Annotated in this window: 16 protein-coding genes; 8 read left to right on the plus strand and 8 right to left on the minus strand. The window is 63.9% G+C overall.

From position 1 onward, the window contains the following. Positions 1–12: 12 nt before the first annotated feature. From glgB to NLX68_RS19580, 4 genes are all read right to left on the minus strand, one after another. Positions 13–2,223: a 1,4-alpha-glucan branching protein GlgB gene (glgB, locus tag NLX68_RS19565; RefSeq protein WP_254285431.1), complete on the minus strand. Its 2,211-nt coding sequence runs from the start codon at positions 2,221–2,223 to the stop codon at positions 13–15. After that, complete coding sequence (treS, locus tag NLX68_RS19570; RefSeq protein ID WP_254285432.1) at positions 2,224–5,535, minus strand: maltose alpha-D-glucosyltransferase; 3,312 nt, start codon at positions 5,533–5,535, stop codon at positions 2,224–2,226. 13 nt (positions 5,536–5,548) lie between these two features. Then, a complete protein-coding gene (locus NLX68_RS19575) occupies positions 5,549–7,573 on the minus strand; it encodes an alpha-1,4-glucan--maltose-1-phosphate maltosyltransferase (RefSeq protein WP_254285433.1) in 2,025 nt (674 codons plus the stop codon). A gap of 238 nt (positions 7,574–7,811) precedes the next feature. After that, positions 7,812–9,485, minus strand: coding sequence for an AMP-binding protein (locus tag NLX68_RS19580; RefSeq protein ID WP_254285434.1), 1,674 nt, complete (start codon positions 9,483–9,485; stop codon positions 7,812–7,814). Positions 9,486–9,752: 267 nt separating this feature from the next. Here NLX68_RS19580 and NLX68_RS19585 point away from each other — a divergent pair, with 267 nt between their 5' ends. From NLX68_RS19585 to NLX68_RS19600, 4 genes are read left to right on the plus strand one after another with little or no spacing between them, the layout of a single operon-like run. Further along, the gene (locus tag NLX68_RS19585) at positions 9,753–10,916 is read left to right on the plus strand and encodes an isovaleryl-CoA dehydrogenase (protein WP_254285435.1); all 1,164 of its coding nucleotides are present in this window, start codon (positions 9,753–9,755) and stop codon (positions 10,914–10,916) included. A gap of 17 nt (positions 10,917–10,933) precedes the next feature. After that, complete coding sequence (locus tag NLX68_RS19590) at positions 10,934–12,541, plus strand: carboxyl transferase domain-containing protein (RefSeq protein WP_254285436.1); 1,608 nt, start codon at positions 10,934–10,936, stop codon at positions 12,539–12,541. Between the two features lie 2 nt (positions 12,542–12,543). Continuing rightward, positions 12,544–13,362: a gamma-carboxygeranoyl-CoA hydratase gene (locus tag NLX68_RS19595; protein ID WP_254285437.1), complete on the plus strand. Its 819-nt coding sequence runs from the start codon at positions 12,544–12,546 to the stop codon at positions 13,360–13,362. Further along, a complete protein-coding gene (locus NLX68_RS19600) occupies positions 13,359–15,314 on the plus strand; it encodes an acetyl/propionyl/methylcrotonyl-CoA carboxylase subunit alpha (RefSeq protein ID WP_254285438.1) in 1,956 nt (651 codons plus the stop codon). Before NLX68_RS19595 ends, NLX68_RS19600 begins: the two co-directional genes overlap by 4 nt. A gap of 107 nt (positions 15,315–15,421) precedes the next feature. Here the strand turns inward: NLX68_RS19600 and NLX68_RS19605 are convergent, their stop codons facing one another. Then, positions 15,422–16,081 (minus strand): LexA family transcriptional regulator, encoded by a 660-nt coding sequence (locus NLX68_RS19605; RefSeq protein ID WP_254285439.1) that lies wholly within the window; start codon positions 16,079–16,081, stop codon positions 15,422–15,424. Positions 16,082–16,212: 131 nt separating this feature from the next. Here NLX68_RS19605 and NLX68_RS19610 point away from each other — a divergent pair, with 131 nt between their 5' ends. From NLX68_RS19610 to NLX68_RS19625, 4 genes are all read left to right on the plus strand, one after another. After that, on the plus strand, positions 16,213–16,545 hold the full coding sequence (locus NLX68_RS19610) for a DUF3077 domain-containing protein (protein ID WP_254285440.1): 333 nt from the start codon (positions 16,213–16,215) through the stop codon (positions 16,543–16,545). A 447-nt stretch (positions 16,546–16,992) separates the two neighbouring features. Further along, positions 16,993–17,505 carry a DUF4880 domain-containing protein gene (locus tag NLX68_RS19615; RefSeq protein ID WP_254285441.1) on the plus strand — a complete coding sequence of 171 codons (513 nt, stop codon included), beginning with the start codon at positions 16,993–16,995 and terminating at the stop codon, positions 17,503–17,505. Between the two features lie 49 nt (positions 17,506–17,554). Then, entirely contained in the window at positions 17,555–18,703 is a 1,149-nt protein-coding gene (locus NLX68_RS19620) for a M14-type cytosolic carboxypeptidase (RefSeq protein ID WP_254285442.1), read from the plus strand. Positions 18,704–18,811: 108 nt separating this feature from the next. Then, the gene (locus NLX68_RS19625) at positions 18,812–20,128 is read left to right on the plus strand and encodes an alginate export family protein (RefSeq protein WP_254285443.1); all 1,317 of its coding nucleotides are present in this window, start codon (positions 18,812–18,814) and stop codon (positions 20,126–20,128) included. Positions 20,129–20,132: 4 nt separating this feature from the next. On the opposite strand, the gene NLX68_RS19630 is transcribed toward NLX68_RS19625, so the two are convergent. From NLX68_RS19630 to NLX68_RS19640, 3 genes are all read right to left on the minus strand, one after another. Then, a complete protein-coding gene (locus NLX68_RS19630) occupies positions 20,133–20,630 on the minus strand; it encodes a PaaI family thioesterase (protein WP_010223767.1) in 498 nt (165 codons plus the stop codon). Positions 20,631–20,738: 108 nt separating this feature from the next. After that, positions 20,739–22,148, minus strand: coding sequence for an amino acid permease (locus NLX68_RS19635; RefSeq protein WP_051636752.1), 1,410 nt, complete (start codon positions 22,146–22,148; stop codon positions 20,739–20,741). A gap of 138 nt (positions 22,149–22,286) precedes the next feature. Beyond that, a complete protein-coding gene (locus tag NLX68_RS19640; RefSeq protein WP_254285444.1) occupies positions 22,287–23,777 on the minus strand; it encodes an aldehyde dehydrogenase family protein in 1,491 nt (496 codons plus the stop codon). Positions 23,778–23,872: the final 95 nt, after the last annotated feature.

Raw genomic sequence — 23,872 nt, forward strand, 5'->3', positions numbered from 1 at the left:
ACGCTCAAGCCGTCATTGCGGGCGCAAAATCAACACCCCCAGCGGCGGCAGGTTCAACCCCAGCGACAACGGCTGGCCATGGCTGGGCAACGCCTGGCTGGCCACCTCGCCAAGGTTGCCGTAGTTGGACCCGGCATAACCCTCGGCATCGCTGTTGAACACCTCGACCCAGCGCTCGCCAAACGGCACACCAATGCGATACCCCTCGCGCGGCACCGGGGTGAAGTTGGCCACCACCAGCAACGGCTCGCCGTCAGCGCTCCAGCGCAGCCAGGCATAGACGCTGTTGTGCGCATCATCGCCGATCAGCCACTGAAAGCCTTGCGGCAGGCAGTCCTGCTCGTGCAGGGCCCGCTCGTCGCGGTACAAACGGTTGAGGTCGCTGACCAGGCGCTGCACGCCCAGGTGCTCGGGGTACTTGAGCAGGTACCAGTCCAGTTCGCTGTCATGGTTCCACTCGCGCCACTGGCCGAACTCGCAGCCCATGAACAGCAGCTTCTTGCCCGGATGGGTCCACATGAAGGTCAGGTAGGCGCGCAGGTTGGCGAACTTCTGCCAGCGATCGCCAGGCATCTTGTCGATCAGCGAATGCTTGCCGTGCACCACTTCGTCATGGGAGATCGGCAGGATGAAATGCTCGGAATAGGCATAGATCAGGCCGAAGCTCATCTCGTTGTGGTGATAGGTGCGATGGATCGGGTCGTTCTGGATGTAGTGCAAGGTGTCGTGCATCCAGCCCATGTTCCACTTGTAGGCAAAGCCCAGGCCGCCCTGCTGGGTCGGCTGGCTGACGCCCGGCCAGGCCGTGGACTCTTCGGCGATCAGCAGCGCACCGGGGGCCTCCAGCGCCACCACGTCGTTGAGGTGACGCAAAAAGTCGATGGCTTCGAGGTTCTCGCGCCCGCCATGGCGGTTGGGCACCCACTCCCCGGCCTTGCGTGAATAATCGCGGTAGAGCATCGAGGCGACGGCATCCACCCGCAGGCCATCGATATGAAAGTGCTTGAGCCAGTGCAGCGCCGAAGCCAGCATGAAGCCGTGCACTTCGGTGCGGCCGAGGTTGTAGATCAGGGTATCCCAGTCCTGATGGAAGCCCTCCAGCGGGTTGTCGTACTCGTACAGCGCAGTGCCGTCGAAACGCACCAGGCCGTGGCTGTCGGTGGGGAAATGCGCCGGCACCCAATCAAGGATCACGCCGATGCGCGCCTGGTGGCAGGCGTCGATAAAGGCAGCAAAATCTTCGGCCGTGCCATAGCGCGCGGTGGGCGCGAACATCGACAGCGGTTGATAGCCCCAGGAGCCGCCAAAAGGGTGCTCCATGATCGGCATCAGCTCGATATGGGTAAAACCCAGTTGCAGGATATAAGGCACCAGGCGCTCGGCCAGTTCACGCCAGTTGTAAAAACGCGCCACTTCGCCGTTGTCGTCCAGCTCGCACTGCCAGGAGCCGGCGTGCAGCTCGTAGATCGACAGCGGCGCATGGGTGGCCTGGCGCTCGCCACGCTGCTGCATCCAATCCTGGTCCTGCCAGTCGTGGGCCAGGGGACCTGCGACCCTCGAGGCGGTGCTTGGCGGCAGTTCCGTAGCGCGGGCCAGCGGGTCGGCCTTGAGCGGCAGGATGCCTTCGCGCCCGAGCACTTCATACTTGTAAGCTTCGCCGGCCTGCAGGCGCGGCACGAACAGCTCCCAAACCCCGGACGGGTGGCGCAGGCGCATGGGGTGTCGGCGCCCGTCCCAATTATTGAAATCACCCACCACCGACACCCGCCGGGCATTCGGTGCCCACACCGAAAAGCGCACGCCGTCGACACCTTCGACCTTCACCGGTTGCGCGCCCATGGCCCCAGACAGGTCGCGATGATTGCCCTCGGCGAACAGATAAAGGTCCATGTCGCCGAGCACCGGCCCGAAACTATAAGGGTCTTCGGTGACCTGCTCACCGCCGGCCCAGTTGATTTGCAACAGGTACGGCTGTTGCTCCGCCAGATGGGTGATGAACAACCCCGGTACCGGGCCCTGCTCCAGCACAGCCAGGACACGACTGTCGTCGCGAGCCAACACCCGCACGTTCAGGGCATTGGGCAAATAGGCGCGGACAAACTGGCCTCCGGCACCATCCGGGTGCGGACCGAGCACCGCGAACGGGTCGGCGTGTTCGGCGCTTACCAGGGCGTTGATATCACGCTGCCCCAGCCCGCCTTCCTCGCGCTTGCGTTGAGTCATTTACTGCTCTCCCCAGGTACTGATCAGACCATGCAGGCCATGCAAAGGCACGGCCAGCCAATGCGGACGGTTCTCGGCTTCGTAGAGGATTTCATAGGCGGCCTTCTCGAGACTGAACAACGCCAGCGCCGCCTGCTCGCCGTCGCCGTGCTCCCAGGCATGGGGCATGGCCGCGCTGGCCAGGCCATAGGCTTCGATGAAGGCATGCCGGGCCTGGTGCAGGTAACGGCGGGCAACGCGTTGACGGGCCTGACGGGCAGTCTCGGAAAGGTCGACAGCAGAAGCACTGCGCAGCACCATCGCTGCAGCATAGTCGAAGGAACGCAGCACGCCGCTGACATCCTTGTACGGGCTGTGTTTGGCCCGCCGCTCTTGCAGCGGCCGCGCCGGCTCACCCTCGAAATCGATCAGGTAGGCGTCGCCCTGGACCACCAACACCTGGCCCAGGTGCAGGTCGCCGTGCACACGCATCAGCAGCCCGCCCAGCACCTGCTTGCTCAGTTCGCCAATCTGCTCGAGCAGGCGCTTGCGCTGCTGTTGCAGGTCGTCGACCAGGGCCTGGCTGTCGCTGTCGAGGCTGGCGCGGTGTTCCTGCAGCAGGTCCAGGGCGCGGCTCAGCTGGGCGCTGATGTGCTTGTTCCAGGCCCGGCTGTCGCGCCGGTTGCTGGCCCGCGGCTGGAACGCGGGATCAGCGCTGGGCGCGGCCAGCAGCAGGTGCATCTCACCCAGGCGCTGCCCCAGCAAGGCGGCGAAATCGGCCAGGTCCTGCAGGGCATCGGTGTGCACGTCCTGGTCCTTGCTCGAAGGCTCCATCTCGTCACGAATGGCCCGTTCCAGGTTGTTCTGGGTCCAGTCCCAGGCGTCGCCCTGGTTGCTCAGGTAGCCCTGGGCGATCATCAGCAGGTGCGGCTGCGCCTGATCATCCACGCGGCTCACCCACGCCAGCAGCGGCGAAATGTTGGCAAAGCCGGCGGCGCTCAAGTAGGCGCTCATTTCCAGCTCCGGGTGCACCCCGGGGTTGACCCGGCGGATCAGCTTGAGCACCAGGCTGCCACCGACCACCACCGAGCTGTTGGACTGCTCGGCGCTCAGGTAGCGCACTTGAGCCTCCTCACCCAGGTTCAAGGCCGCCAGTTGCCCGCTGGCCTCGAAACGCAGCTCACCTTCGCCGCACGGCAAGCGCAGGCCATCCTTGCAGCCGGCAAGCACCGCGCGCACGAAACTTTCCAGGACAAAACCGTCGGTAATCAAGCCCACCTGGCGACCGCGGCGGACCCGCGCCAGGGCCAGTTGCTGCGGCGCCGGGCTGTTGAGGTGCTCTTCGGCAATCAGGCCGAACGGCAGTTGATAGCGACTGCTCCGACCGCCGCCCTGCACCTCGATCTCGCTGAGCAACACCGGGCTGGTGGGCGCGCCGAAGCGCACGCCATAGGCGATCTGCACGTGCTCGATAACGGTTTCCTTGCCGGCGAACCAACGGCGCTTGGGCAGGTACTGCGGCAACACAGTGTCTTGCAAGGTGGCCCGTGACGGCGCTTCCAGCAGCTCTTCCATGCGTTTTTTCAGCACCAGGGTGGTGAACTCCGGCAGGCTCTGGGCCGGTTCCACATGCCAACTGGGCATCTGGTCCTTGTCGGCCAGCAGGAACCAGTAAAAACCATAGGGCGGCAGGGTCAGCAGGAACGGCAACTGGCCGATTGGCGGGAAGGCACTGCCACCGAGCATTTCCACCGGCACCTTGTCGGCGTACTGCTGCAGCTCAAGCTCCGCCGCCTGCGCAGCGCGCGAGACGTTGGCCACGCAGAGGATGATCTCGGTCTTGCCATCGCTGCCGGTGTACTCGCGCAGATAGGCCAGAATCCGCCGGTTGCTTGGCGACAGCATCTTCAGCGTGCCACGGCCAAAGGCCTTCTGCTGCTTGCGCACCGCCAGCAAGCGCCGGTTCCAGTTCAGCAGCGAGTGCGGGTCATGGGCCTGGGCTTCGACGTTGACCGACTGGAAGCCGTACAGCGGGTCCATGATCGGCGGCAGCACCAGACGCGCCGGGTCCGCGCGGGAGAAACCGCCGTTGCGGTCGATCGACCACTGCATCGGTGTGCGCACACCGTCGCGGTCCCCCAGGTAGATGTTGTCACCCATGCCGATCTCGTCGCCGTAATACAGGGTCGGGGTGCCGGGCATCGACAGCAGCAGGCTGCACAACAGCTCGACCCGGCGCCGGTCGCGTTGCAGCAGCGGCGCCAGGCGGCGGCGAATACCGAGGTTGATCCGCGCCCGGCGGTCCTCGGCGTAGTAGTTCCACAGGTAGTCGCGCTCACGGTCGGTGACCATTTCCAGGGTCAGCTCATCGTGGTTGCGCAAGAAGATCGCCCACTGGCAGTTGCTCGGAATCTCCGGGGTCTGGCGCAGGATATCGGTAATCGGAAAGCGGTCTTCCTGGGCCACGGCCATGTACATGCGCGGCATCAACGGGAAGTGAAAGGCCATATGGCATTCATCGCCCTGCCCTTGGCCAAAGTACAGCTGGGTGTCTTCCGGCCATTGATTGGCCTCGGCCAGGAGCATGCGGTCGGGGTAGTTGGCGTCGATTTCGGCGCGGATCTGTTTCAGCACCTGGTGGGTTTCGGGCAGGTTCTCGTTGTTGCTGCCGTCACGCTCGATCAGGTACGGGATGGCGTCCAGGCGCAGGCCGTCGACGCCCAGGTCGAGCCAGTAGCGCATCACCCCAAGCACCGCCTTGAGCACCTGCGGGTTGTCGAAGTTGAGGTCCGGCTGGTGCGAGTAGAAGCGGTGCCAGAAGTACTGGCCGGCCACCGGGTCCCAGGTCCAGTTGGATTTCTCGCTGTCGAGGAAGATGATCCGCGTGCCGTCGTACTTCTGGTCGCTGTCGGACCACACATAAAAGTCCCGGGCCTTGCTCCCGGGCTTGGCGTGCCGGGCCTTCTGAAACCACGGGTGCTGGTCGGAGGTATGGTTGATGACCAGCTCCGTGATCACCCGCAAGCCGCGCTTGTGCGCCTGGGCGATGAAGCGCTTGACGTCGGCCAGGGTGCCGTAGTCGGGGTGCACCGCCTTGTACTCGGCGATGTCGTAGCCATCGTCACGGCGTGGCGAGGGGTAGAACGGCAGCAGCCACAGGGTGTTGACCCCGAGCTCGGCGATGTAGTCGAGCTTGGCGATCAGGCCGGGGAAGTCACCGATGCCGTCGTTATTGGAATCGAAGAAGGATTTGACATGTACCTGGTAGATGATCGCGTCCTTGTACCACAGCGGATCATCGATAAAGGCGGCTGGGCGGGTGCGCTTGGCCATGCTCGACTCCTTTCTAGTGGGCTTTTTCGATACGCCAGATTCCAAACGGCAGGTGCCAGGGCTCGATGCGCATCCATTGGGTCTTGCCGTGCCAGGTCCAGCGATGGCCGCTCATCAGGTCTTCACCGAAGGTATCGGCATGGTCGTCCAGCCCCAGCTCCCACAGCGGCAGTTCGAAATGCGCTTCCTGGGCGTTGTGCGGGTCGAGGCTGACGGCGATGAGGATGAAGTTGTCGCGCTGGGCGGTGCGCTTGCCGAAGTACAGGATGTTGTCGTTCCAGGCGTGATAAAAGGCCACGCCCAGATGAGTGTGCAAGGCCGGGTTCTGCCGGCGAATGCGGTTGAGCTGGGCGATTTCGGCAATGATGTTGCCGGGCTGGGTGAAGTCCCGCGGGCGGATCTGGTATTTCTCCGAATCCAGGTACTCCTCCTTGCCCGGCACCGGCGTCGCCTCGCACAGCTCGAAGCCCGAGTACATGCCCCAGAGGCCCGAGCCCATGGTCGCCAGGGCGGCGCGGATGAGAAACCCGGCGCGCCCGGACTCATGCAGAAAGTACGGGTTGATGTCCGGCGTGTTGACGAAGAAGTTCGGCCGGTAGCAGTAGCGCCACGGCGGCTGGTTGAGCTCTTCGAAGTAGCTTTGCAGCTCGGCCTTGGTGTTGCGCCAGGTGAAGTAGCTATAGCTCTGGGAATAGCCGACCTTGCCCAGGCGCGCCATCATCGCAGGCTTGGTGAAGGCTTCGGCGAGGAAGATCACCTCCGGGTACTGGCTGCGCACATTGGCGATCAGCCAGTGCCAGAACGGCAAGGGCTTGGTGTGCGGGTTGTCGACCCGGAAGGTCTTGACCCCCTCCTTCACCCAGCCCACGACCACGTCGCGCAGGGCCAGCCACAAGGCCGGTACCGAATCGGCGGCGTAGAAGTCGACGCTGACAATGTCCTGGTATTTTTTCGGCGGGTTCTCGGCGTAGCGGATGCTGCCGTCCGGGCGCCAGGAGAACCAGCCCGGGTGCTCCTTGAGCCAGGGATGGTCCTGGGAGCACTGGATGGCAAAGTCCAGGGCGATTTCCAGGCCATGCTCGGCAGCGGCAGCCACCAGCCGGCGAAAATCCTCGCGGCTGCCCAGTTGCGGGTGAATCGCCTCGTGCCCGCCTTCGGCGCCGCCAATCGCATAAGGGCTGCCCGGGTCATCCGGCTCGGCCTGCAAGGCGTTGTTGCGGCCCTTGCGGTAACGCACGCCAATGGGGTGAATGGGCGGGAAGTACAACACATCAAAGCCCATGTCGCGGAGCATTGGCAGACGTTCGTGCACATCATTGAAGGTGCCATGTCGCTCAGGGTCATCGGTGATCGAACGGGGAAACAGCTCGTACCAACTGGCGAACTGCGCCTGGATGCGTTCGACCTCCAGCGGGTATTCGGGGCTGCGACTGAGGTAGGTACGATGCTCGGCCTCGGCCATCAACAGCGCGGTGTCCGGGTGCAGCAGCAAGGCTACTTGCTCCTCGGCGGGCAGGCCCGGCAGCTGCTGATGCAGGGCCTGCAGCTGGTCGCGCAAGGGGCCGCTGCTGCGACCGATATTGTGCCCGACCAGCAGTTGCCCTTCCTGCAGCTCCAGTGGCACCGCGACACCGGCGTTGAACTTCTTCTCCAGGTCATGGCAATAGGTGGCGAACGGGTCGATCCAGGCCTCGATGCTGAACAGGTGGCGGCCCTGCTCGCTGACGGTGAATTCGGCCTGCCACAGGTCATTGCCGGCAAACTGCATCGGCACGCAATGCCAGCGCCGGCTATGGGCCTGGCGCCAGTTGAGCATCACCGCCAGGGCATCATGGCCATCGGCATAGACCTTGCTGCTGACCTGCACCGGCTCGCCCACCACCGCCTTGACCGCAAACAGCCCGCCATCGAGTACCGGCACGGTGTTCTCGATCACAATCCGCGGTTCGAGCAAGGCCTGGGACAGGCTCAGGGCCTGGTCCGGGTGGTCGTTCGCCGAGGGCATGCGGTCGGTTTCGAAGGGCTCATCGCGGGTCATCGAACATTGCTCCGTTATGAAGTGACGGTAAAGGTTCGAGCGGGGGGGCGGCTTGGGGTTCAAAAAAAAACAGCAATTGGCCAAGGCCAGGGTCGAAACCCCGAGCCGACACGGCCGACACCGCTGAAAGCGTAGTAGCCAATCGCGGGCAAGCCAGCGCCCACAGGGTTCTCAGAGCACTCAAGGGCTCTGCTGCACCTCTGGGAGCTGGCTTGCCAGCGCTCGCAGCCCCGCGGACTCAGCGCGTGATCAGCTCTGCAATGCTGATCTCACGCATGCGAAACTTCTGCACCTTGCCCGTCACCGTCATCGGGAACTCCTCGACAAAGCGGAAGTAACGCGGGGTCTTGAAGTGGGCAATGCGGCTCTTGCACCACTGTTGCAGTTCGATCTCGCTGGCGCTGTGGCCGGGGTGAAACTTGATCCAGGCGACGATCTCTTCACCATAGCGCTCATCGGGAATACCGATCACCTGCACATCCGCCACCGCCGGGTGAGTGAAGAAGAACTCCTCGAGCTCTCGCGGATAGATGTTCTCGCCACCGCGAATGATCATGTCCTTGTTGCGCCCGGCAATGCACACATAGCCCGCCTCGTTCATGGTCGCCAGGTCGCCGGTGTGCATCCAGCCCGCCGGGTCGATAGCTTCGCTGGTGGCAGCCGGATTGCCCCAGTAACCGAGCATGACGCTGTAACCGCGGGTGCACAGCTCGCCAATCTGCCCGCGCGGCACAATGCAGCCCTGTTCGTCGATGATCTTGCTCTCCAGTTGCGGCTGGGTCCGCCCGACCGTGGTCACGCGCAGTTCCAGGTCGTCATCGGGACCGGTCTGCATCGACACCGGGCTGGTTTCGGTCATGCCGTAGGCGATCTGCACCTCGCTCATGTGCATCTCGCCGATCACCCGGCGCATCACCTCGATCGGGCAGGTGGCGCCGGCCATGATCCCGGTGCGCAGGCTCGACAGATCCATCTCCGGCCGCTGCGGGTGGTCGTGCATGGCGATGAACATGGTCGGCACACCGTACAGGGCGGTGGCCTGCTCTTCAGCCACGCAACGGAGGGTCAGCAGCGGATCGAAAGCGTCGCTGGGGTAGATCATGGTGCTGCCATGGGTGATGCAACCGAGGTTGCCCATGACCATGCCGAAGCAATGGTACAGCGGCACCGGGATCACCATGCGGTCGTGCTCGTCAAGGCCCAGGCTCTCGCCGACCATGTAGCCATTGTTGAGGATGTTGTAGTGGCTGAGCGTGGCACCCTTGGGGAAGCCGGTGGTGCCGGAGGTGTACTGGATGTTCACCGGCTGGTCGAATTGCAGGCTTTGCTGACGGGCCTGGAACTCGGCCGGCTCGGTTTCGCTGGCAAGCCCGGCCAGACGATCCCAGGGCAGAAAGCCTGCCGGCGGCTGCAGGTCGAGGCTGATCAGCCCGCGCAGCTCCGGCAAGCGCTCACTGCGCAGTTGCCCTGGTGTTTGTTGGGCCAGGTCCGGCAGCAATTCACCGAGCATGGCGTGGTAATCGGAGGTTTTGAAGGCACCGGCGCTGATCAACCACTGGCAGCCGGACTGCTTGAGTACATACTCAAGCTCGCTGGTGCGGTAGGCCGGGTTGATGTTGACGAGGATCACGCCGATCTTGGCACTGGCGAACTGGGCAATGCACCACTGCGCACAGTTGGGGGCCCAGATCCCTAAGCGATCGCCGGTTTTCAGCCCCAGCGCCATCAGCGCCCGGGCATGCAGGTCGACGCTGGCGGCCAGTGACTGCCAGGTGTAACGCTGGTGCTGGTGGCGCACCACCAGTGCCTCCCGCGTGGCAAAACGCGACACGGTCTGGTCAAACGCCTGGCCGATGGTCATGGCCAGCAACGGCTTGTCCTGGCGGCCCTGGGTATAGCTCGGTTGATTCATGGCGGTCCCTTTTTGTGGTTGTTCTGGGAGCTGACTCAAGCGGGTCTTACTCTGGCTCAAATTTACGTTAACGTAAAGGTCATGACGAGATTGACAGTGAGCAATGGCAGGTTTACGTTAACGTAAAGGTTACTGACAACCAGGGTTTGTGTTGTGAGGCTATCGCGGGTCAAGCCCGCTCCCACAAGAACTGTGGGAGCGGGCTTGACCCGCGATAAGGCCAGCACAAGCACCCTTAATCCAAGAACAAACACAGAAGGTGCCAGCATGCGTTATCCGACCCTGAACTTCGCCCTGGGCGAAACCATCGACATGCTCCGCGACCAGGTCCAGTCCTTCGTCGCCGCTGAACTGGCGCCGCGCGCCGCGCAGATCGACCAGGACAACCTGTTCCCCGCCGACATGTGGCGCAAGTTCGGCGACATGGGCCTGCTCGGCATCACTGTCCCGGAAGAATACGGCGGCGCCGGCCTTGGCTACCTGGCCCACGTGGTGGCCATGGAAGAAATCAGCCGCGGCTCGGCCTCGGTCGCCCTCTCCTACGGCGCCCACTCCAACCTCTGCGTCAACCAGATCAACCGCAACGGCAACGCCGAGCAGAAAGCCAAGTACCTGCCCAAGCTGATCAGCGGCGAGCACATCGGCGCCCTGGCCATGAGCGAGCCCAACGCCGGCTCCGACGTGGTGTCGATGAAACTGCGCGCCGAACAGCGCGGCGACCATTTCGTCCTCAACGGCAGCAAGACCTGGATCACCAACGGCCCCGACGCCAACACCTATGTGATCTACGCCAAGACCGACCTGGAAAAAGGCGCCCACGGCATCACTGCCTTTATCGTCGAGCGCGATTGGAAGGGCTTCAGCCGCAGCAACAAGTTCGACAAGCTCGGCATGCGCGGCTCCAACACCTGCGAGCTGTTCTTCGACAACGTCGAAGTACCCAATGAGAACATCCTCGGTGTGCTCAACGGCGGCGTAAAGGTGCTGATGAGCGGCCTGGACTACGAACGCGTGGTGCTTTCCGGCGGCCCGACCGGGATCATGCAAGCCTGCATGGACCTGGTCGTGCCCTACATCCACGACCGCAAGCAGTTCGGCCAGAGCATCGGCGAGTTCCAGCTGATCCAGGGCAAGATCGCCGACATGTACACCCAGCTCAACGCCGGCCGCGCTTACCTGTACGCCGTGGCCCAGGCCTGCGATCGCGCCGAAACCACGCGCAAGGACGCCGCCGGGGTCATCCTCTATACCGCCGAGCGCGCCACCCAGATGGCCCTTGAGGCGATCCAGATCCTGGGGGGCAACGGCTACATCAACGAGTTCCCGGCCGGCCGCCTGCTGCGTGACGCCAAGCTCTACGAGATCGGCGCCGGTACCAGCGAAATCCGCCGGATGCTGATCGGCCGCGAATTGTTCAACGAAACCCGCTGAGCACAAGGAATCGCGCCATGGCTACCTTGCACACCCAGATCAACCCGCGCTCGGCGGAGTTCGCCACTAACAGCGCGGCCATGCTTGAACAGGTCAATGGCCTGCGCAGCCTGATCGCCCAGGTTCACCAGGGCGGCGGGCCCAAGGCCCAGGAACGGCACACCTCGCGGGGTAAACTGCTGCCGCGCGATCGGATCGACCGCCTGCTCGACGCCGGCTCGCCCTTCCTCGAAATCGGTCAGCTGGCCGCCCATCAGGTGTACGGCGAAGACGTCCCGGCCGCTGGCGTGATCGCCGGCATCGGCCGGGTCGAAGGCGTCGAATGCATGATCGTCGCCAACGACGCCACGGTCAAAGGCGGCTCCTACTACCCGCTGACGGTGAAAAAACACCTGCGCGCCCAGGCCATCGCCCTGCAGAACCGCCTGCCGTGCCTGTACCTGGTGGACTCCGGCGGCGCCAACCTGCCGCGCCAGGATGAAGTGTTCCCCGACCGCGAGCACTTCGGGCGGATCTTCTTCAACCAGGCCAACATGAGCGCCCTCGGCATTCCACAGATCGCCGTGGTCATGGGTTCGTGCACCGCCGGTGGCGCCTATGTGCCCGCCATGGCCGACGAAGCGATCATGGTCCGCCAGCAGGCGACGATCTTTCTCGCCGGTCCCCCACTGGTCAAGGCCGCCACCGGTGAAGTGGTCAGCGCCGAAGACCTCGGCGGCGCCGACGTGCACTGCAAGACCAGCGGCGTGGCCGACCACTATGCCGACAACGACGAGCACGCCCTGGCCATCGCCCGGCGCTGCGTGGCCAACCTCAACTGGCACAAGCTTGGCGAGTTGCAGCAACGTGCCCCGGTGGCGCCGCTGTACAGCAGCGAAGAGCTGTACGGGGTAGTCCCGGCCGATGCCAAGCAGCCGTTCGATGTGCGCGAGGTGATTGCGCGGCTGGTCGACGGCTCGGTGTTCGATGAATTCAAGGCGCTGTTTGGTACCACCCTGGTGTGCGGCTTTGCCCACCTGCACGGATACCCGGTGGCGATCCTGGCCAACAACGGCATCCTCTTCGCGGAAGCGGCGCAAAAAGGCGCGCACTTCATCGAGCTGGCCTGCCAGCGTGGCATCCCGCTGTTGTTCCTGCAGAACATCACCGGTTTCATGGTCGGCCAGAAGTACGAAGCCGGCGGCATCGCCAAGCACGGCGCCAAGCTGGTTACCGCCGTGGCCTGCGCCCAGGTGCCGAAGTTCACGGTGATCATCGGCGGCAGCTTCGGCGCCGGTAACTACGGCATGTGCGGCCGCGCCTACGACCCGCGCTTCCTGTGGATGTGGCCCAACGCGCGGATCGGCGTGATGGGCGCCGAACAGGCCGCCGGCGTGCTCGCCCAGGTCAAGCGCGAGCAGAGCGAACGCAGTGGCCACCCCTTCAGCGCCGAGGATGAAGCACGCCTCAAGCAACCGATCCTCGATCAGTACGAGCATCAGGGCCACCCCTACTACTCCAGTGCGCGGCTGTGGGACGACGGCGTCATCGACCCGGCGCAAACCCGTGAGATCCTGGGCCTGGCGTTGTCTGCGGCCCTCAACGCACCGATCGAACAAAGCCGTTTCGGCATTTTCCGGATGTGACCATGAGCGACTTCACTACCCTTGAACTGATCAAGGATCCCCGTGGTTTCGCCACCCTGTGGCTGAGCCGGGAAGACAAGAACAACGCCTTCAACGCGCAGATGATCCGCGAGCTGATCATCGCCATCGACCACATCGGCGCCGACAGCAGCCTGCGTTTCGTGCTGCTGCGCGGCCGCGGCCGGCACTTCAGCGCCGGCGCCGATCTTGCCTGGATGCAGCAGTCGGCGGCGCTGGACTACAACACCAACCTTGATGACGCCCGCGAGCTGGCCGAGCTGATGTACAACCTGGCGCGGCTCAAGGTGCCGACCCTGGCCGTGGTGCAAGGCGCAGCCTTTGGCGGCGCCCTGGGCCTGATCAGCTGCTGTGACATGGCCATTGGCGCCAGTGACGCGCAATTGTGCCTGTCCGAGGTGCGCATCGGCCTGGCCCCGGCGGTGATCAGCCCGTTCGTGGTCCAGGCCATGGGCGAGCGTGCCGCGCGCCGCTACGCCCTGACCGCCGAACGCTTCAGCGGCGAGCGCGCCCGCGAGTTGGGCCTGCTGGCCGAAGCCTACCCGGCCGCCGAGCTGGAACAGCAGGTCGGCCAATGGATCGACAACCTGCTGCTCAACAGCCCGCAAGCCATGCGCGCCAGCAAGGAGCTGCTGCGCGAAGTCGGCCATGGCGAACTGACCCCGGCCATCCGCCGCTACTGCGAGAACGCCATCGCCCGCATCCGCGTCAGCCCCGAAGGTCAGGAGGGCCTGCGCGCCTTCCTGGAAAAACGCAGCCCGGCCTGGCAGGGCAAACCGTCGAACAAGGAGCCGCGCCCATGAGCCGCACCCCGTTGACCACCCTGCTGGTTGCCAACCGCGGCGAAATCGCCTGCCGGGTGATGCGCACCGCCAAGGCCCTGGGCCTGACCACCGTGGCCGTGCACAGCGCCATTGACCGCGAGGCACGGCATAGCCGCGAGGCCGACATTCGCGTCGACCTGGGCGGCGCCAAGGCCGCTGAAAGCTACCTGGACATCGACAAGCTGCTGGCTGCGGCAAAAACCAGCGGTGCCCAGGCAATCCACCCCGGCTACGGTTTTTTGTCCGAGAACGCAGGCTTTGCCCGCGCCATCGAACAGGCCGGGCTGATCTTCCTCGGCCCACCGGCCAGCGCCATCGATGCCATGGGCAGCAAGTCGGCGGCCAAGGCCCTGATGGAACAGGCCGGCGTGCCACTGGTGCCGGGCTATCACGGCGAGGCCCAGGACCTGGAAACCTTCCGCGCCGCCGCCGAGAAGATCGGCTATCCGGTGCTGCTCAAGGCCACCGCCGGCGGCGGTGGCAAGGGCATGAAGGTGGTCGAGCACGAAAGCCAGCTCGGCGAAGCCCTGGCCTCGGCCCAGCGTGAAGCCCAGTCATCGTTTGGCGATGCGCGCATGCTGGTGGAAAAGTATGTGCTCAAGCCCCGCCACGTGGAGATCCAGGTATTCGCCGACCAGCACGGCAACTGCCTGTACCTCAACGAGCGTGACTGCTCGATCCAGCGTCGGCACCAAAAGGTGGTCGAAGAAGCCCCTGCCCCGGGCCTGAGCAGCGCCCAGCGCCAGGCCATGGGCGAAGCGGCGGTCAAGGCCGCCCAGGCCATCGGTTATGTCGGCGCCGGCACCGTGGAGTTCCTGCTCGATGCCCGTGGCGAGTTCTTCTTCATGGAGATGAACACGCGCCTGCAGGTCGAGCACCCGGTCACCGAAGCGATCACCGGCCTGGACCTGGTAGCCTGGCAGATCCGCGTCGCCTGTGGCGAACCGCTGCCGCTCACCCAGGCGCAGGTGCCGCTCAACGGCCATGCCATCGAAGTGCGGCTGTACGCCGAAGACCCGGCCAATGATTTTCTCCCGGCCACCGGCCATCTGGCGCTGTACCGCGAGTCGGCGCCGGGCGACGGTCGGCGGGTGGACAGCGGCGTCAGCGAAGGCGACGACGTCTCGCCGTTCTATGACCCGATGCTCGGCAAGCTGATCGCCTGGGGCGAAACCCGTGAACAGGCGCGCCTGCGCTTGCTGGCGATGCTCGACGAGTTCGCCATTGGCGGGCCGAAGACCAACATTGCCTTCCTGCGGCGCATCCTCGCCCACCCGGCGTTTGCCGAGGCCGAGCTGGATACCGGGTTTATCCCGCGCTACCAGGAGCAACTGCTGCCAGCGCCGCAAGCGTTGCCAGCGGCATTCTGGCAGGCGGCAGCTGAAGCCTGCATCCAGAGCCAGCCGCTGCAACCGCGCGCGGACGACCGTCATTCACCCTGGGCCGCCAACAACGGCTTTCGCGCAGGTGTTGCGGCGCAGATCAGCCTGCACCTGACCTGCAACGGTGAAGCCCGGGCCATCAACCTGAACCAGACGGCGGCGTCGAACCTGAAGCTCGACGGTGAGCACCTGCTGATCGATCAGGACGGCCTGCGCCGTCGGCACCTGGCGATCCGCCGTGGCGACACCCTGTACCTGCAATGGGACGGTGAGCTGCACAGCGTCAACCGCTACGACCCGATCGCCGAAGCCGACGCCAGCCACAGCCATCAGGGCGGCCTGGGAGCACCCATGAACGGCAGCATCGTGCGGGTCCTGGTGGAGGTCGGTCAGGCAGTGGAAGCCGGAACGCAACTGGTGGTGCTTGAGGCCATGAAGATGGAACACAGCATCCGCGCGACCCATGCCGGCACCGTCAAGGCGTTGTTCTGCCAGGAAGGCGAAATGGTCAGTGAAGGGGCTGTGCTGGTGGAACTGGAAGAGGCTTGAGTCATTGGGGCTGCTAACGCAGCCCATCGCCGGCAAGGCCGGCTCCCACAGGATATCGGTGCATGCGGGTCCATTGTGGGAGCCGGCCTTGCCGGCGACGCGGTGTCTCAGAATTTCACCAACGCCTGCACCACCACCCCCAGCATTTCACACTGCTCGGTACACAGGACCTTGGGATAGGTCGGATTCAGCGGCCTTAAATAGCGCTGCCCACCCTCCTCGATCAGTTGGCGAAAACGCGGCGCTTTGCTGTCGGGCGAACGCGCGATCACCAGCGTGCCGGGCTCGGCAGGCAACGCGGTGTCCACCAGGATCAACATCCCTTCCGGCACACTCACACCCAGTGGCGCCGTCATCGCATCACCTTCGACCTTGAGCCAGAACGCCCGCCCCTGCGCTTTATAGTCGGTTGACTGCAGCGCGCAGTCTTCGGCTATCTCGACCGGGTCAAGATTGCCCCAGCTCAGAATCGGATAGCGAAAATACAGATCGTGCTGTAGGCCATCGGCGCCAGTAACAGTAGTCGGGTTGCCCGAGACTGTGTAGGAACCGTGGTTTTCCGCGACCTGATGAGGGAAAACCATCTGCAACGGCGGTAGGCCCACTTCCACCAGAATCTGGTTGAGCACCTTGAGTTTCGGCTCGCGCTCCTCGCGCAGCCAATGGCCCACGGCGCCCTGGGTGACCCCGATGCGTTCGGCGAGATTTTCCTGCGTGACCTTCAGTTCACGCATCCTGGCTTTGACCAGGTCAGTCCATTTATCCATCGCTGGCACGATACGGACTGCCTTCTGGCGCTCAATACACATATTGTAGTATTTAAACAATCGCAATAACTACATGCCGTATTAATATTTCCCGGCACCTCTAATCGCTTACCCAAACAGCAGGCAGCCGAATGAAACCGACATTTCCTGACACGGACCTCAGCCTTGATAGCGAAACATTAAGTAACAGCGATGCCGCCCGGCGTGCGCTGGACTACTACCTCAACCCCGCACCCGTGCAGTTCGGCCCGGACGAACCGCTGATGGTGGCCCGCGAAGGCCTCAGCGGCGCCCAGGCCACGGCTCACGCCACCAACCTGTTGCGCTGCGCCGCCGCCACCGCCTACGAATCGGCTGACGGCCTGCAAGGCGTCCCCCGGGACCTGGCGCTGGCGTCAATGCACATGATCAACATGGCCAGGGCCATGCTCGAACGCAAGGCGGCCAACCAGGACCCTGCCTGAGCAGCAATCTACAGATTACGTGGGGAGTCGACCGAAGGCGGGTGTTGGTGTCCGCCGGTCTGGAGGGAGCGCATTCGGTAAAAGATTTTTACGGAATGACAGAAAATTCATTTGACTTGCAAATGATAACGATTATTATTGCTCACAACTGGTCGCGAGACTGGTTGGATAAACTGAAAGCCCTTAGGTCGGACTCTCAGATTATCTCCTCATCAGGCTAATCACGGTTTTTGACCCGGCTTTTTGCCGGGTCTTTTTTTTGGTCTTCAGGCTAATGAAGAGGGGTGTTGCTCGAATGGCCGCGATGATAGCAAATGAATGTCGCACAGTGAATGGTTGTAACAGCGCTTTGCAGAATTAGCACTTGAGAATCAATCTCGTTACGAATAAGCTGTTGCAGCGTCACGGAAGACGCCCCCACTCCACCGACCAGCAAGGAGCTTGTACATGACCCGTCTGTTGCTGCCCCTTGAACACAATTCCCTTTCCCACGACCTGACGGACGATGCCCTGCTGCAGCGCCTTAAAAAGCTGCCACGCCGCGTTCAACAGGTGTTCCTGCTCAGCCGCCTCGACCAACTGTCGTTCGCCCGCATCGCCGAACGCCTGAACCTGCCCGCGGTCACCGTCGAGCGCCACATGAACCAGGCCCTGCACGCCGCCCGCGAAGAGCGCGACGCCCTGGCCAACATCGCCGGCCAATGGTACGTACGCCTGCAAAGCCCGCAGGTGACCGCCAGCGAACGCATCGACTTTCGCCGTTGGCTGGACAGCGCCCCCGAGCACCGTGAGGCCTTCCATGCCACCGAGCTGCGCTGGCGCACCCTGCTGGCCCCGGCCCGCCAACTGGGCGAGGACGGCTGGTACCGGCAACCACGGGCAGCCTTGACCCTGGGCGGTTGCTCGGTGGCCATCGGCCTGGGCCTGGCCGCCCTGGCAGCGATCGGTTTCTGGTCCTGATCCAGGCGTGTAGAGTAAGTGTCACAACAACTCTACATGGAGCCTGGTGATGACCGTGACGCTGTCCCCCCTGCACATCGACTGCGATTTCGATTCCGGCAACATCCTCGTCAAGGATGCCAGTGACCCTGCGCGGGTGCGCCTGGCGATTCGCCCCGACACCCGCAGCGAGCACTTCCAGTGGTTTCACTTCAAGGCCGCCGGGCTGACCCCGGGCCAGACCCATGGCTTTATCCTGGAAAACGCCGGCGCCTCGTCGTACCACGAGGCCTGGAGCGGCTACCAGGCTGTCGCCTCCTACGATCAGCAACAATGGTTCCGGGTGCCCACTCGCTTCGATGGCAAGGCCCTTGAGTTCAGCCTCAAGGCCGAGCAGTCCCAGGCCTGGTTTGCCTACTTCGAGCCTTACCCGCGCGCGCGCCACAATCAATTGATTGAACGCGCCACAAGCCTTCCCGGCGTCGAACTGCTGGCCACCGGCCGCAGCGTCGAGGGCCGCGACATCCAGTTGCTGCGTGCCGGCAGCGGGGCGCCGGGCAAGCGCAAACTGTGGATCATCGCCCAGCAGCACCCAGGCGAGCACATGGCCGAATGGTTCATGGAAGGGGTGATCGACCGCCTGCAACACAATGACCCGACTATCCAGGCCTTGCTGCAGGAGGCCGACCTGTACCTGATCCCGAACATGAACCCCGACGGCGCCCTCCACGGCCACCTGCGCACCAATGCCAAGGGCCAGGACCTGAACCGCGCCTGGCAGGATGCAAGTATCGACAGAAGCCCGGAAGTGTTGTTCGCCCAGCAGCAGATGAAACTGCATGGCGTCGACGTGTTCCTCGACGTGCATGGCGACGAAGAAATCCCCCACGTGTTCACCGCCGGCTGCGAAGGCAACCCCGGCTATACCGCGCGTATTGCTGCATTGGAAGCCACCTTCCGCGACAGCCTGTGCAAGCGCACCGTGGACTTCCAGCAGGTGCATGGCTATCCGCTTTCCGCCCCTGGCCAAGCCAACATGACCCTGGCCTGCAACAGCGTCGGCCAGGCCTTTGACTGCCTGTCGCTGACCCTGGAAATGCCGTTCAAGGACCACGACGACGCCCCCAACCCCCAGACCGGCTGGAACGGCCTGCGCAGCAAGGACCTGGCCAGCGCTGTGCTGGACGTGTTCGGGCAGATGGCCGGCACCCTGCGCTAACCCTGCTGGCGAGCAGGATCAACCGCCCTGGCAGGCAAAGCAAAGACCTGCCGGGGCCTTCCCACCCTAAATGGCGGCCACCAACGCCTCCTTTAGGGAACCTGCGCCATGACCACCCGCCTCCCCCATTTTCTCAAGGGCTCCAGCCTGAGCCTGCTGCTGGCCCTGCCCCCGGTTCAGGCACTTGAGCTGTATGCCGATGACGACACGCACCTGAACGCCAACTTCCTCGCCGTGTATGGCCTGTTCAACAGCCGCAAGAACTACGACGGCACCACCGGCGGCTCGACCTGGCGCGAGGGCTTCATAAAATATGGCCTGAGTGCCGACCAGCGCCTGGGCGAGCTGGGCACAGTCTACGGCACCGCCAACCTGGTCAGTTCGGCGACCTGGGGCGACGGCGATGCCGCCGGCATCAGCGATGGCAGCGAGCGCACCACTAAATTCGACGAAGCCTTCGCCGGCTGGCGCTCGGGCAATTTGATCCCGGCACTGGGCGACGATGGCCTGGACCTGTCGTTCGGCCGCCAGGTCATCACCCTCGGCGATGGCTTCATCATCAACGACGACGGCTTGAACTTCGGCAAAGGCCCGGCCGATGGCGAGCTCAACCGTGGCGGCGCCTATTACCTGGCCGCCCGCCATGCCTTCGACAAGACCGCAGTACTGCGCCTGGGCGGCAAGGATGGCCTGCACGCCAGCCTGCTATGGATGAAGTCGGATAACCGCGCCCAGGCCAACAGCGAACTGGCCGCCAGCACCCTGGCCTACAGCGCCGCCCCCGGCACCCTGGAGCTGACCTACATCCGTGGCCTGAATGTCGATGATCGGTACGCCAGCGAATTCCAGAAGCAACGTGAAGGCATGGACATCTACAGCCTGCGCGGCGCCAGTGACGCCGGGGTCGAGAACGCGCATTTTGCCTTTGAGTACGCCAGGCAAAACAAAAACGCAGGGCCGGAGAAAGCCTGGTACGCCGAGGCCGGCTACACCTTTGCCGATGTGCCCTGGCGCCCGGACCTGACCTATCGCTACAGCCGCTATTCCGAAGGCTGGGACTCGATGTTCAACGGCATGAACCGTGGCTACGGCACCTGGTTCCAGGGCGAGGTCACGGGCAACTATTCGGGCCCGTTCAACAGCAACAACGATGTGCACTTTGTCGGCCTCAAGGCCACCCCGGTCGAGTCCCTGACCCTGGGCGTGCTGCTGTTCAACTACAAGACCCTGCACGAGCGCGGCACGCTGAACCTCGACGGCCGCGAGCTGGATTTGTACGCCGAATGGGCGGTGAGCGAGCACCTGATCATCAGCCCGCTGCTGGGCCTGTACCAACCGCGCAAGAGCAGCGATAACGGCGGCAACCAGGTGGGCGGCAACGGCACCAACGTCTACAGCCAGTTGACCATCGCCGTGCCCTTCTGAGCACTCAAGCCGTGCCGTGGGCCTTGTGCTTGAGTTTCTCGGTATCGACGCGCACGAACACCGAATCGGCGGTCACGGTCAGCACGTCGTCGGCCCAGACCTCGCAGATCACCCGGCTCTTGCGCCCGACCTCACCTTCGACCCGGGCCTTGAGCAACAGCTCGACGCCCATCGGCGTGGGTTTCAGGTAGGTCAGGCTGAGCTGGCCGGTGACGCAGTCGATGCGCGGCAGGCTGCCGGGCTCCCGGCCTTCGGCACGGTAGTGGTAGGCCATGGCGGTCCAGTTGGAATGGCAGTCGACCAGCATCGCCAGCAAGCCGCCATACACCAGCCCCGGCCAGCCGAGGAAGGTGCCGTCGGGTGAGTGGCGGCACAGCAGGTGGATACCATCGGCGTCCCAGTGGCTTTTCAGGTGCAGGCCGCTGGGGTGGGAACAGCCGCAGCCGTAGCAGACGCCTTCGGGGGCGGCCAGTTCCTGCAGGGATAAGGCTTGGGTACTCATAGGCTTCCTGATTGTCTGTTATTGGCGGGAAAGCGCCCCCGATAGTAACGCCACAGCCTGAAAAAGCCCATGAACCGGTCATGGGCTTTTGCCTTGCCAAGCGCCGCGCTAGAGGCCTTTGCCCGACACCGCCGGGCTGCCGACCGGCGCATCGGCCGGCGTTTTGCGCCGGGTCAGCGAGATCAGCAGGATGGCCAGGGTCACCCCTGCGGTCATCAGGGTTTCATAGCGGTAGGCCGGGCTGATCAGCATGTAGCCGAGCACCAGGGTGATCAGGCCGATCACCAGCCAGGTCAGCCAGGGGAACAGCCACATCTTGAACGCAAGCTCGGTGCCCTGGCGGTCAGTGATGGCGCGCATGCGCAGCTGCGACACGGCAATCACCAGGTACACCAGCAAGGCGATGGCGCCGGTGGTCGACAGCAGGAAGCCAAAGACCTTGCCCGGGAACACATAGTTGACCAGGCAACCGGCAAAGCCGGCGAAGGTCGACAGGATTACCGCTACGGTCGGCACGCCATTGCCGGAGATGCGCTTGGTCATCTTCAGCGCTTCGCCGCGCGAGCCCAGCGAATAAAGCATGCGTGAAGCGGTGTACAGGCCCGAGTTCATGCAACTGGTCACTGCCACCAGCACCACCAGGTCGACCATCAGCTTGGCGCCGGGCACGTTGAGCACCTCCAGCACGCGCTGGAACGAGCCCACCGCCTTCAAGCCCGGGTCGTTCCAGGCCACCAGTGAAACGATGAAGAAGATCGAGACGATGTAGAAGATCGCGATGCGGTACACCACAAGGTTGGTGGCCTTGCGGATCTTGTCCTTGGGGTTGGCCGTTTCGTCGGCGGCGATGGTGACGATCTCGGCGCCGAAGAACGAGAAGATGGTCACCAGCACGCCACCGAGCACCGCCCCAAAACCGTTGGGCATAAAGCCGCCGCTGGCCCACAGCTGCTGCACGCCCGAGACCTCGGCCAACGGCCAGACGCCGAACACCGCCAGGGTGCAGACGCCGATGAAGGCAAGAATGGCAATGACCTTGATCAGCGCGAACCAGTACTCGAATTCACCGAAGTTCTTCACGCTGATCAGGTTGGTGCCCGACAGCACGATCATGATCAGGAAGGCGAACAGCCACGACGGCACGCCGGGGAAGTAGGCGTGCAGGATATCGGCGCCGGCAATCGCCTCGACCGGAATGATCAGCACCCAGAACCACCAGTACAGCCAGCCGATGGTAAACCCGGCCCAGGGCCCAATGGCCTGGCTTGCGTAGGTGGAGAACGAGCCGCTGTTGGGATTGGCGATGGCCATTTCCCCGAGCATGCGCATCACCAGCAGCACCAGCAGGCCGGTCATGGTGTAGGAGATCAGAATCGCCGGCCCGGCCGTGGCGATGGCGGTGGACGAGCCGATGAACAGGCCGGCGCCGATGATCCCGGCAATGGAGATCATCGACACCTGGCGCGAGGTCAGACCGTGTTGCAGCGAACGCTGTTTCTTTTGTTGTAGCGATGCCATGGGTAACCCTCAACTGGTAGGGTGAAAGCGTTTTTATTGTTCCACTGGCGGGATCGGTGGCGCGGCCATCGCTGGCAAGCCAGCGCCCACAGAGTCCTTGTGGGAGCTGGCTTGCCAGCGATGGGGCCGACTCGGTATTCAGTCGAACACAATCCCCTGCGCCAACGGCAGCTCGCGGGAATAGTTCACGGTATTGGTCTGCCGACGCATGTAGGCCTTCCACGAATCCGAGCCCGACTCTCGGCCACCGCCGGTTTCCTTCTCGCCGCCAAAGGCCCCGCCAATCTCCGCACCGCTGGTGCCGATGTTGACGTTGGCAATCCCGCAGTCACTGCCTGCCGCGCTCTGGAAGCGCTCGGCTTCGCGCAGGTCGGTGGTGAAGATGCACGACGACAAACCTTGCGGCACTTCGTTGTTCAGGCGCAGGGCTTCCTCGAATTCGTCGTAGGCCAGCACGTAGAGGATCGGTGCGAAGGTTTCATGACGCACCACCGCGCTCTGGCCTGGCATCTCGACGATCGCCGGGGCCACGTAGTAGGCATTCGGGTACTGCTCCTGCAGCTGACGCTCACCGCCGAACACCTGGCCGCCTTCATCACGGGCACGGGCCAGGGCATCCTGCATGCCTGCGAACGAGGCCTTGTCGATCAGCGGGCCGACCAGGTTGTCTTTACGCGGGTCACCGATGCGCACCTTGGCGTAAGCAGCTTTGACCCGGGCCACCACCTCGTCCTTGATCGAACGATGGACGATCAAGCGGCGCAAGGTGGTGCAGCGCTGGCCGGCGGTACCGACGGCGCTGAACAGGATGCCGCGCACGGCCAGATCGAGGTCGGCACTGGGCGCAAGGATCATCGCGTTGTTGCCGCCCAGTTCCAGGATGCTGCGGCCGAAACGCGCGGCGACACGCGGGCCGACTTCGCGGCCCATGCGGGTGCTGCCGGTGGCGCTGACCAGCGGCACGCGCGGGTCGTCGACCAGCGCTTCGCCGGCGTCGCGATCACCAATGATCAACTGGCTCAGGCCTTCTGGCGCTTCGCCGAACGCCTTCAGGGCTTTTTCGAACAGCGCCTGGCAGGCCAGCGCGGTCAGTGGGGTTTTCTCCGACGGTTTCCACACCACGGCGTTGCCGCACACCAGCGCCAGGGTGGCGTTCCAGGCCCAGACCGCTACGGGGAAGTTGAAGGCGCTGATCACCCCGACCACACCCAGCGGGTGCCAGGTTTCACGCATGTGGTGGCCCGGGCGCTCGGAGGCGATGGTCAGGCCGTAGAGCTGGCGCGACAGGCCGACGGCGAAGTCGCAGATGTCGATCATTTCCTGCACTTCGCCCAGGCCTTCCTGGGTGATCTTGCCGGCTTCGATCGACACCAGTTCACCGAGCTCGGCCTTGTATTGACGCAGCACTTCGCCAAACAGGCGGATCAACTCACCGCGGCGCGGGGCCGGGACGTTGCGCCAGGCCTGGAAGGCTTTTTCGGCCTGATCGATCTTGGCGGTCACCTGGGCTTTGCTTTGCAGGGTAAGCGCTGCAATCTGGCTGCCGTCGATGGGGGTACAAACAGCGTGTGTGCCGCCGTTATATAAACCTTCAGGCACGCCCAAACGGGTCAGTAGTTCAGCAACCATCTTATTATTCTCCTACAGCGGATGCGGGTCGAAATCATTGATGCAGGTCAGTATTAATCTATAGGGCCGCTGTTCACAAACGACCTTTTAGAAGT

It is taken from the genome of Pseudomonas sp. SBB6 (genome assembly GCF_024213215.1).
GTDB classification, from domain to species: domain Bacteria; phylum Pseudomonadota; class Gammaproteobacteria; order Pseudomonadales; family Pseudomonadaceae; genus Aquipseudomonas; species Aquipseudomonas donghuensis.

Bases quoted from the DNA above. Each gene is read 5' to 3' on its own strand.
- NLX68_RS19620 (WP_254285442.1), top strand. From the start codon at position 17,555: ATGACCGTGACGCTGTCCCCCCTGCACATCGACTGCGATTTCGATTCC.
- NLX68_RS19575 (WP_254285433.1), bottom strand. From the start codon at position 7,573: ATGACCCGCGATGAGCCCTTCGAAACCGACCGCATGCCCTCGGCGAAC.
- NLX68_RS19580 (WP_254285434.1), bottom strand. From the start codon at position 9,485: ATGAATCAACCGAGCTATACCCAGGGCCGCCAGGACAAGCCGTTGCTG.
- NLX68_RS19635 (WP_051636752.1), bottom strand. From the start codon at position 22,148: ATGGCATCGCTACAACAAAAGAAACAGCGTTCGCTGCAACACGGTCTG.
- NLX68_RS19625 (WP_254285443.1), top strand. From the start codon at position 18,812: ATGACCACCCGCCTCCCCCATTTTCTCAAGGGCTCCAGCCTGAGCCTG.
- NLX68_RS19600 (WP_254285438.1), top strand. From the start codon at position 13,359: ATGAGCCGCACCCCGTTGACCACCCTGCTGGTTGCCAACCGCGGCGAA.
- NLX68_RS19605 (WP_254285439.1), bottom strand. From the start codon at position 16,081: ATGGATAAATGGACTGACCTGGTCAAAGCCAGGATGCGTGAACTGAAG.
- NLX68_RS19590 (WP_254285436.1), top strand. From the start codon at position 10,934: ATGGCTACCTTGCACACCCAGATCAACCCGCGCTCGGCGGAGTTCGCC.
- NLX68_RS19610 (WP_254285440.1), top strand. From the start codon at position 16,213: ATGAAACCGACATTTCCTGACACGGACCTCAGCCTTGATAGCGAAACA.
- NLX68_RS19630 (WP_010223767.1), bottom strand. From the start codon at position 20,630: ATGAGTACCCAAGCCTTATCCCTGCAGGAACTGGCCGCCCCCGAAGGC.
- treS (WP_254285432.1), bottom strand. From the start codon at position 5,535: ATGGCCAAGCGCACCCGCCCAGCCGCCTTTATCGATGATCCGCTGTGG.
- NLX68_RS19585 (WP_254285435.1), top strand. From the start codon at position 9,753: ATGCGTTATCCGACCCTGAACTTCGCCCTGGGCGAAACCATCGACATG.
- glgB (WP_254285431.1), bottom strand. From the start codon at position 2,223: ATGACTCAACGCAAGCGCGAGGAAGGCGGGCTGGGGCAGCGTGATATC.
- NLX68_RS19595 (WP_254285437.1), top strand. From the start codon at position 12,544: ATGAGCGACTTCACTACCCTTGAACTGATCAAGGATCCCCGTGGTTTC.
- NLX68_RS19615 (WP_254285441.1), top strand. From the start codon at position 16,993: ATGACCCGTCTGTTGCTGCCCCTTGAACACAATTCCCTTTCCCACGAC.
- NLX68_RS19640 (WP_254285444.1), bottom strand. From the start codon at position 23,777: ATGGTTGCTGAACTACTGACCCGTTTGGGCGTGCCTGAAGGTTTATAT.